This window comes from Mesorhizobium sp. P2_F8 (assembly GCF_056403655.1).
Map to the genome: position 1 here is coordinate 1 of NZ_JBFUFB010000047.1, position 9,866 is coordinate 9,866.

The window sequence follows — 9,866 nt, forward strand, 5'->3', positions numbered from 1 at the left end:
CGCATGGAAAAATGCGCGGCACCATTGCCGATATCTGGGCTTATCTGGGCTGAGGAAGCCCGGGCTCTCATGCCAGCGTCCCGTTTCTTCGACGGGTTTGTCGAATACACCAAACGGGTCTCCCCGACCTGCCTCGTCCATCTGGAACGTAACCGCTATAGCGTGCCGGCATCCTTTGCCAATCGGCCTGTCAGCGTTCGCGTCTATCCAGATCGCATCGTTGTCGCCGCTGAGGGTCTGATCCTCTGYGAGCATCGCCGCATCATCGATCGATCGCATGATCGGCCTGGACAGACGGTCTATGACTGGCGGCATTATCTGGCTGTTGTTCAGCGCAAACCAGGCGCCCTCCGCAACGGAGCACCGTTTGCCGAACTTCCCGATGCATTCAGGAACTTACAGCAACATTTGCTCAAGAAGCAGGGCGGCGATCGCGAGATGGTCGACATCCTGGCGCTTGTGCTTCAGCACGACGAGCAGGCCGTGCTGTGCGCCSTAGAGATGGCGTTGCAGGGCGGTGTTCCTACCAAGACCCATGTGTTGAATCTGCTCCATCGCCTCGTCGACGGCAAATCCCTTACGCCCCCTACCATCGACGCTCCTCAGGCTTTGACGCTGACCAACCGAAAGCCACGACGCCTTGAGGACGGCCGGGGAGGTGCGCCATGCGTCATAACCCTGCCAGCGGCGCAATCGTCATCATGCTCCGGAGCCTGAAGATGCACGGCATGGCGCAGGCCGTAGGCGAACTCACCGAACAGGGAGCGCCTGCATTTGAAGCCGCCATTCCGGTTCTGTCGCAACTGCTGAAGGCCGAGACCGCCGAGCGCGAGGTCAGGTCCACAGCCTACCAGCTCAAGACGGCACGCTTCCCAGCCTATCGGGATCTCAACGGCTTTGACTTCACCAGCAGTGAGATCAACGAGGCCCTGGTGCGTCWGCTTCATCGCGGCGAGTTCATCGATGATGCCAACAACATCGTGCTCGTCGGCGGCCCTGGCACAGGCAAAACCCATATCGCAACCGCTCTCGGCGTGCAGGCCATCGAGCATCATCACAAACGGGTTCGCTTCTTCTCGACGGTCGAGTTGGTCAATGCGCTGGAACAGGAAAAGGCACAGGGACGATCGGGGCAGATCGCCAATCGCCTCATGCATTCCGATCTCGTGATCCTGGATGAGCTCGGCTATCTGCCGTTCAGCGCGTCCGGCGGGGCTCTGCTCTTCCATCTGCTGAGCAAGCTCTACGAACGCACCAGCGTCATCATCACCACGAACCTCAGCTTCAGCGAGTGGGCCAGTGTCTTCGGCGATGCCAAGATGACAACCGCGCTACTCGACCGGCTGACCCATCATTGCCACATCCTGGAAACCGGAAACGACAGCTTCCGATTCAAAAACAGCTCAGCCCACGAGCCTAAAAAACCAAAGGAGAAAGCCAGAACCTTGACCCTCAACCCCGAACCGAAACATACATGAAAGGCGGGTCAAATCTCGGTGGAAATGCCGGGTCAGTTCTCAGTGAAAATCAACACTCCCAGTAGCCGCATCTTGACGTCAGGTCATGTCTGGGTACGAAGAGAGAACTAAGCCTTCGCCCTCCGCTTGGCCGGCGCCTTCTTAACAGGCTCGGCTTTGCGGCCAAGGCCTGCGGCTTTTGCCAGTTCGGCGCGTAGGGCGGCATAGTTGGGGGCGACCATGGGATAATTCGATGGCAAGCCCCATTTGGCGCGATAGGCGTCCGGCGTCAGGCCGAAATGCACGCCGAGGTGACGCTTCAGGGATTTGAACTTCTTGCCGTCTTCGAGGCAGACGATGAAGTCCGGTGTCACCGATTTCTTGGGGTTCACCGTCGGAACCAGCGGTGCCGCCACCGGGACCGGCGGCTGGCTAAGGCCCCAGAGGGAAGCATGAACAGAAGCGATAAGGTCGGGCAACGCGGCGGCAGGAAGTGGGTTCTTGCTTATATATGCCGAGACAACTTCGGCTGTTAGTTCCGCTAGTGCTGTAGAGTTGATGCGCGCCTCGTCGGTCATGGTCTCTCCTTTTGTCTGATTAATCATCTCTCTATTCGAGCGATGCCAGCCGCGCAACCGGACCGTTGTGTACCTCCTTTAGGAACCTTCAAGGTGCCCGGAAGTTCGTCTCCAAAACTACCCGTGCAGGTCGATCATGAAGGAACTCGACAAAGCACCGCAGCGGGCCATGTCGCGCCTCATTCGTGAGTGGATTACTTCAGAGCCGATCCGCCGCTACCTCCGCTACTTGTTCAAACTGCCTGTAAACCCGAGCCCACCCGGCAGCAACAATCGTTGCTTGATGAGCTTGATGAGAAACGGAACGAGTGACTTCCTTGGTACGTTATACATTGAATTTTTCCTGGGGTATAAATGCCAGGTGTCTACCCTCGGGAGGAGGGCGATGTCGGTTAAAGCGGAGTTCCAGCTTATCGCGAAGGATGCAGCCTTCCATCACATCCGATGTGGCAGCACCGCCTCGGTAAAGGAAGTCATTGCCGCCGCACGCCTGTTAAACCCATATTTGCAAGAGACAGACTGCGAATTGGTTGGGATTATCTTGGATCGAGCCATCGTCCACGGCCCGTTCGTGTGCTTCGACCTGAGAGAACCCTGATGAGCCTCCATTGGTTCTCCCCACCCGTCACCGTAAGGACCGGCAGGCCAGGGGTCACATACAACTGCAACAACGTCGAGGGTGCAGCTCGGGAACTAATGGATTGGAACCATCATGGCCCCCAGTGGAAACTCGCTGTGCGGGCATGTATGTCCTGTCTGGCAGGCGAGATGACACCTGAAGATGTTCGAAAGGCGTTCATTGCAGCTGCCGATGAGGAAGGTAAGCTGCTCCCAAAGGAGCACGCATAGCAGGCCCTTTGTGGACCCCTTGCGCGAGGTGTCCAATTCCAGGGATGTTAGGTATGGCTCTCCGCTGGTTCGACCCTCCGGTCTTTATTGACACCGAACCGGACACCACCCGCAGCGTTAGACTCGTCGAGGGTGCAGCCAGGGAACTCCTGAGGTTCAGGACGAGGGGAGCCCACTGGCTCCGAGCGGTCGACGCTTGCGTGGCCGCGATGCAGGATGAGGGTCCCGCACAGGAGGTCCAAAAGTGGTTCAGGCTGGCTGCTAAGGCCGAAGGTGTCTTGAGGGATCGCTAGGAACCAGAGACGGCTTTGTCCACTTTTCGCCCTCCGATAAAAGCTGGCGCTTTGTCTGCCACGTCGGGGCAGGCCAAAGCTCGAAACCCTATCGAGGAGCGGAGGGGGCAGGACGGGCGCGGAGGGCTTCGCTGGTAGTGCCCCGTTTTGTTTCCGCTGCCATCATCGTGGTTACATTGGGGATGTAACAGGTCTGTATCCCAAACGACGTCAATCTGGACGGGCTTTTAGCGCGCCCCCTTCACACTCATCTTGATACCGTAAACACTGCCGGTGGCTGTGATGAAGAGCAAGTCGTTATCTTTGCCACTAAGGTCACGTTTGTCGTCGTCTCGGGTATGTCGATATGTTCGATCCTCTTTCCCCATTTTATCGAATATAGCCACACCAATTTGCGTGAGAATAGATGTTGCCCTTAGAGTCGCTGGTCACATCCCGTCCGTCGTTCCCGAGTATTCAGGCATCCAGGCTTGGCGCAACCGCGACTGGAAACCGACTTTCGATCGAACCAAACGGGCCTGACGGACATTAGCCGTTTCGAATAGTTAGGCACCCGGAAGAGGTTGATGCGGCATACATCATCAGCCGGCCCGCGTCAGCGGTCCCTCCGGTGGCGCGGGCTTTCACTACAGAGGGGAAGCGATGACCGACAAGGCGGCGACAACCTACATCGTGAGCGTGTTCGAGAAGCCGCATTGGCGCACCGTGCTGACCGTTTGGGGGCGAACAGGCAAGGCGTTCTACAGGTAGCCGAAACCAACTGCCGCTACGAAAACGTGACCGATCCGGACGAAGGAAATCCGTAGGGAAATGACCCGTGCTGTTAGGGTGCTTTGGGGGCGACCACACCGGCCACCTGCGGTTGGCTCTGATTGCCGTCCCGCACTGATTAAACTATAGCCATATGAGCGATCATGCACCGCATCTAAGGTGCCAAATGATTTCGCGCTACAAGATCCGCTTCTCGCCTATCATCGACCGAGGTCATCCCTAGGAACTGTGGGTCATCGGATTCCTCCCTGAACCTGACCAGCGAGTTTAGGCAGGGACTTTTGCGGCCTTCAAGGCTTTGTCGAGATCCCGCGCAGTCTGTTTGCTGACTTGGCCCCGCCACTCCAGAAGAGCACTGCGATTCTGCCCCGCTCTCCCGGCTTGATTGCCCTCACGACGTCTTCAGGCCCCGCATGGACACCATCCGCAGCTGGTTCGACTGCAGTTTCGAGGTCACCGACGAGAGCGGCAGAACCGTGCTGTTAGCGCTGAGGACCGGTTAAGCTGATCGTGCCTGAGGATCCGGATCGACTTCGTCGAACGGCAATGTCCGTGTGGCCGAAGGCACCGACGTAGCCGTCGCGTGCACTCTTTGCTCAATGCTGCTCATCGAGGGTGAGACGTCCACTGACAAGGATCAATTGCAGATCGACTTCGGCCAGGTCGTCTGCGGGAAGGTCGGTCGAATGAATCTGTAACGCCATCGCGAAGAAAAGAGTGAGCAGGCAGACGCCCGTAGGTCGTATTACCGGTCATGGGCACACGAAATCCGCGCTGCCCGCCGGTCTGGATGATGAGTAACTCTTCGCAGCGCGAAACCGCTAGGATCAAAGCATTGGACTGCTTGGTACCGGCCTGAATATCTCGCCGCAAACGACGTTCGTACTCAACGGCGTTACCCTCGCGCGACAAGTCCAGCAAATCGCACTTCGCCACCAGACCCTCGCAGACTTCGTCGCCTTCTGGAGAATCGGATCGCGTCGCCACACCGGGCGGGCTTGGCGCGTTCAGAGCCGGCGCGTTTCGGCGGAAGCCAAAAGGTGGCCTTCCTCTACATGAAAATATCGATTGTACGCAGTCGGATTTCCCGTAATCCGACGAGGCTCGGATTCTGTTCCGCAGACACAGAATCAACAAAAACAGCTGTCATGAAGCCGACCTCATCAGGGCAACAGCATCGGCGCTGGTGGAGGGACAGAGAAACACCTACGCATCTGCACCTGAGAGTTTGCGGCGGACATCGGCCCGCGCGAAGCCGAGCAAATGTGCGCGAGCCGGTGCTCGGCGCGTGTTGCCTCTATGTGCTTTCCAACAGGGGACCGCGCCCGATGGTCCGATGTCGTTGTGTGGCGCACAAGATCACCGGGACGACCCCACATATCTCTAGGAGACTTGACTAGGCATGTCGGCAGATTTGAACAGAACGGTATTGTCGCGGATTCTGATCAAGATGGGTCTGTTCTCCGCGGTCATGAATATCCTTCTGCTAGTCCTGCCACTCTACATGCTTCAGGTCTATGACCGAGTCCTGCCTGCAAATAATATGGATACTCTTCTTTATATTACGTTTCTGGCGCTAGCGGCGCTGTTTTGTTTCGGTTTCCTCGAGATCGTCCGTGGACAATATGCCAGCCGGCTTGCTTCGCGGCTGGATGTAGCATACGGAGGCCCCTCCTTTCTCGCCGCTATGAACGGACCGCGCGCGGGGCTCGGCGACGTCCAAGCATTGCGGGATCTCGCCACGTTGCGGAGCTTCATTGCCTCGCGGACGATCTACTTCCTTTTCGATCTCCCCTTCGGGCCGTTGTTCGTAGTCCTTTTGTTTTTCATTCACCCCCTGTTATTTCTCGTAACTGTCGTCGGCGCGGTTCTGATGATCGTGCTCGCGTTGCTCAATCAGGCCGCAAGTTCACGCTACGGCAAAACTGCGGGAGAGAATCTTTCCAACTCAATGAACTCCGCGCAAGCTTTCGCGCGAAATTTCGAGACCATTCGCACACTCGGAATGGCGACCAATGCGCTGGAGTTCTGGGGCGAGTGCTTTTCCGGATCGGTCCGTGCCGCCGATCGGCTCGCCCGGATCAACACATTCTATAGCGCAGTGTCCCGCGCTGCACGGTCGGTTCTGCAGATCGCGATTCTCGGAGTCGGGGCTTATCTTGTGCTGAATGAGCAAATGACGGCTGGAATGATATTCGCGTCCTCAATGATCTCGGCCCGGGCGCTGCAGCCACTCGACCAGATAGTTGGCAGCTGGCGCCAGATAGTGGAAGCCAATATTGCGTGGAAAAGAGTATCCAGCCTCGTTGGTCTGCCTGGGCGTCTTCAGGCTGTGGCCTTGCCCTCCCCGAGCGGCAGGCTGACAACCGAGCAGTTGGTATATTACGTGCCCGGCGCGACCGAGGGCAGCTTGCCTCTAATCAAGCGCCTTTCATTTGCTGTCGCCGCGGGCGAGACCGTCGCTATTATCGGGCCGAGCCGTGCGGGCAAGTCCACCCTGGCACGCCTCCTCGTTGGCGCTATCCAGCCCCGCTCGGGCGCAGTCCGATTCGATGGCGCCGACATCCGCACCTGGGATCCGGAATCCTTGGGCCGCCACATCGGCTACCTGCCGCAGGAGGTCGAGCTCTTCCCTGGCACGATTGCTCAGAACATCGCACGTTTTGAGCGTGACGCAGCCGACGAGAAGGTGATCCAGGCATCCGCGCACGCGCAAGCGCACCAGATGGTGCTTTCCCAGAGGGACGGTTACTCCACGATTATCGGACCCATGGGTGTGCGTCTTTCTGGCGGAGAGCGGCAGCGTATCGGGCTAGCGCGCGCCTTCTATGATGATCCCAGGCTCTTGGTCCTCGACGAGCCAAATGCCAACCTTGACGCCGAAGGCGAGGCGGCGCTCGAGCGTGCCATCGTCCAGGCGCGCTCTCGGAAAACCACGGTTCTCATCATCACGCATAGGCCGTCCATCGCGCGCAAATGCGATCGGATACTGGTGTTGCGCGACGGCCAGATTGAACTCTATGGCCCAGGGAAGGACGTGCTCGACCGGCTGGCACAGGACAGTCACGCTGGACCGCGACCGATGGCGCCGCAAGCCCGCGGCGGAGAGGCTGTGGTGCCTTTCACGCGCTCCGACGCAGCGGCAGTCGGTACATGAGCAGATCCATGCAGAGCACAAAAATTTATCGCTGGCAGGACGACATCAATATCCGCACAGAAAAGATCACATTCCTAGGGGGAACAGCCGTGGTTGCATTCCTGTTTGCCTTCGGATTGTGGGCCGCGATGGCGCCGCTTGCAGGTGCGACAATTGCGCCAGGGGTCGTCGCGGCAGCCGGTCAGAACGTCATGATCCAGCATCTCGAAGGCGGTGTCATCCACAAGATCAGGTTCAAGGAAGGCGACCGGGTTCGCCGGGGACAGGCCCTGATCCAGCTTGACCCAACCTTGGCGCAGGCGCAGCTCAACCGCGTGCTCAAGCAATGGATCGTTGAACGAGCCGAGATGGCGCGGCTTGAGGCTGAGCGTGACGGGCTGATGGCAATCGTCCTCCCGAGGGGCGTGGGAAGCTACGCGGGCACCTCGGAGTTCAGCGATGTGTTCAAGGAGCAGAACAAGGAATTCCAGGCGAGGCTTGCGCGCCATAACGCAGAACAGGAAATCCTGAAGCAGCGCGTAACCGCCTTGCAGGACTCCATCGTGGGATTGGAGGCCCAGAAGAAGGCAGCGATAGATCAACTGGCGATCGTCAACGAAGAAGCCAACCGGAAGAAGGGACTTTTGGCAAAGGGACTCACCAAACGTTCGGAATATTCGGATCTCCTGCGCAGCGTCGCCGAGCTCGTCGGCCAGACCGGCTCGCTGGAGGCTCAGATCGCGAGTTCGGTGACCCAGACCGTTGAAGCGCGCCAGCAGATCGAGCGGCTGACGACGAGCCGGGTCGAGGACGCGGTCGCTGAGCTCAACAAGGCCCGGGCGCAGGTTGCGGATCTGGAGGAGCAGATCAATGCCACCCGCTCGGTGCTCGAACGAACCACGATCCGGGCGCCGGTCGACGGTATCATCGTGCGCTCCGTCTACAATTCCGAGGGAAGCGTCATGCGCGCCGGGGAGGTCGCAATGGAGCTCCTGCCGACCACCGACGACCTGATCGTCGAAGCCCAGATCAAGCCGCAGGACATTGATTCCATTCGAATTGGGCAGGACGCGAACATGATGTTCACGGCGCTTGATGCCCGCTCAACGCCCAAGGTTCCCGGCAAGGTGTTCTACATCTCCGCAGACCGCCTCATTACCCCCAATACCGGGCAGCCCTATTATACGGTACGTCTCAAAATGGCAGACAAGCTTCCGCCGCAGGTCAAACCCGAACAAGTCTATCCCGGCATGCCAGTCGAGACCTTCATTTCCACAGGGGAACGTACCTTCCTAGTATACTTATCGAAGCCCTTGATGGATTCATTCCAGCGCGCTTTTCGGGAAAATTAGGAAACCGGTTTGCACCTCGTCAATCAATGGCGCTTGATGGATGGTGCAGGATCGTCAGTCGCTGTTATACACCGAATCGGCTGACAGGACGTTGATGCCGGCTGTCACTTCGCGGGCAAGTCTCCACCTCGAAGGTGCTTATCCACAGCTGGTTCTTTGTGAGCCTTTGTTCCTGCGGCATTTTCCGTCCGCCGCATTTTTGCCCTGCTAGTGCCAGATTGAGGCCCCATTGCTCAAAGAAACCAACGACCGAGACAAGCCTTTGGAGGGGAACGTCGTTGTTTGTTTGTATCCGGCCGCGCCGCATTCCATGCGCCAGTCGCTAACGCGGATGCAATTTGGGTGGGGGGCTCATCGCACGCATTGGATGGTATTTAATGTCTGACTTATTGAGCTTGCTTGTCGGTCCGACCATTTCGGTTTCGGAAACGTCTTCGCTGGGGGGCATGTTCGCGCGGTATGAGCAGGATTTCGCCGCATATGATGACCGCCACTGGGCGGCTGACGGCAATGACTGGGCCTCGGCGAACTATTACGACCGCGCCTTCATCAACTATGTCTGGTATGCGCGCACCGGCGAGCAGTTTTATCTCGAGCGCGGCAATGCGATCGCAGACGATTATCTGAAGAACTATGTCGAGGCGAATAACTACGGCGTGGCCTCCTGGTGGTCCATGCCCAAGGGCATCACCGCCCACTATCTGCTCAATGGCGACCAGGCCAGCCTGACTGCCATCGGAAAGATGGCCGACCAGGTCGTCAATCCGTGGAACACGGAGAATAATTGGGCCAACCTGTTCGACCCGCACCAGTCGGAGGGCCGCGAGGAGGCGCGCGCCCTGGAAACGCTCACGCAGGCGATCCTCATCGATGCGCCTTCCGTTGGTGTCCCCAACATCCAGCCCAATGGCGAAGACTGGGGGGTGTCCGGGGGCAACGATTTCCGCGCTCTGGCCAAGTCGCTCCTGGAGAAGATCCTGACCTCCGGCTTCCAGCATACCGACGGCTCGCGTCCGCACTTCGTGGACGGCGCGGCCCCTGACGGCGCGCCGATCGACAAGCCATTCATGAACGGGCTCATGAACGAGGCGTTGATGAACTACTACGAGCAGGTCGACGCCGACCCGCGCATCGTGTCCTTCATCAAGGCCAATCTCGATTACATGTGGGCCCACGAATGGGATGCCACAGCTAAGGCGTTTCAATATATCGACGAGACGTCCGCCACCGGGGAGCAGGATGTGCCGGCCGCCGACCTGAACATGCTGATCGTGAACGGGTTCGGCTTTGTCTACCAACACACCGGCGACGCAACATACCTGCAGCGCGGCAACATCGTCTTCGAGGGCGGGGTGGAGGGCACCTGGCTCGAAGGCTCGAAGCAGTTCAACCAGCAATATGCAAGCTCCTACAATTACATCGCCTATACC

7 protein-coding genes and 1 pseudogene are annotated in these 9,866 nt (G+C 58.5%); 7 read left to right on the top strand and 1 reads right to left on the bottom strand.

Going from position 1 to position 9,866, the window contains the following annotated elements:
• Positions 1-676 (top strand): annotated as a pseudogene (locus tag AC1DZP_RS35090) (Mu transposase domain-containing protein); the annotation flags it as partial.
• Positions 666-1,478, top strand: coding sequence for an IS21-like element helper ATPase IstB (istB, locus tag AC1DZP_RS35095; RefSeq protein WP_477308820.1), 813 nt, complete (start codon positions 666-668; stop codon positions 1,476-1,478). The pseudogene AC1DZP_RS35090 and the gene istB, both read left to right, overlap by 11 nt.
• Before the next feature lie 107 nt (positions 1,479-1,585).
• On the opposite strand, the gene AC1DZP_RS35100 is transcribed toward istB, so the two are convergent.
• Positions 1,586-2,035, bottom strand: coding sequence for a Ros/MucR family transcriptional regulator (locus AC1DZP_RS35100; protein ID WP_477308822.1), 450 nt, complete (start codon positions 2,033-2,035; stop codon positions 1,586-1,588).
• A gap of 136 nt (positions 2,036-2,171) precedes the next feature.
• On the opposite strand from AC1DZP_RS35100, the gene AC1DZP_RS35105 reads away from it, so the two are divergent.
• The 5 genes from AC1DZP_RS35105 to AC1DZP_RS35125 form a co-directional block, all read left to right on the top strand.
• Complete coding sequence (locus AC1DZP_RS35105; protein ID WP_477308824.1) at positions 2,172-2,633, top strand: hypothetical protein; 462 nt, start codon at positions 2,172-2,174, stop codon at positions 2,631-2,633.
• A complete protein-coding gene (locus tag AC1DZP_RS35110; protein ID WP_477308825.1) occupies positions 2,633-2,884 on the top strand; it encodes a DUF982 domain-containing protein in 252 nt (83 codons plus the stop codon). The genes AC1DZP_RS35105 and AC1DZP_RS35110 overlap by 1 nt, the downstream gene beginning before the upstream one ends.
• A 2,466-nt stretch (positions 2,885-5,350) precedes the next feature.
• Complete coding sequence (locus AC1DZP_RS35115) at positions 5,351-7,105, top strand: type I secretion system permease/ATPase (protein WP_477308827.1); 1,755 nt, start codon at positions 5,351-5,353, stop codon at positions 7,103-7,105.
• Positions 7,106-7,113: 8 nt separating this feature from the next.
• The gene (locus AC1DZP_RS35120) at positions 7,114-8,436 is read left to right on the top strand and encodes an HlyD family type I secretion periplasmic adaptor subunit (RefSeq protein ID WP_477308829.1); all 1,323 of its coding nucleotides are present in this window, start codon (positions 7,114-7,116) and stop codon (positions 8,434-8,436) included.
• A 377-nt stretch (positions 8,437-8,813) separates the two neighbouring features.
• On the top strand, positions 8,814-9,866 hold a 1,053-nt coding region (locus AC1DZP_RS35125), incomplete at its 3' end, for a hypothetical protein (RefSeq protein ID WP_477308831.1).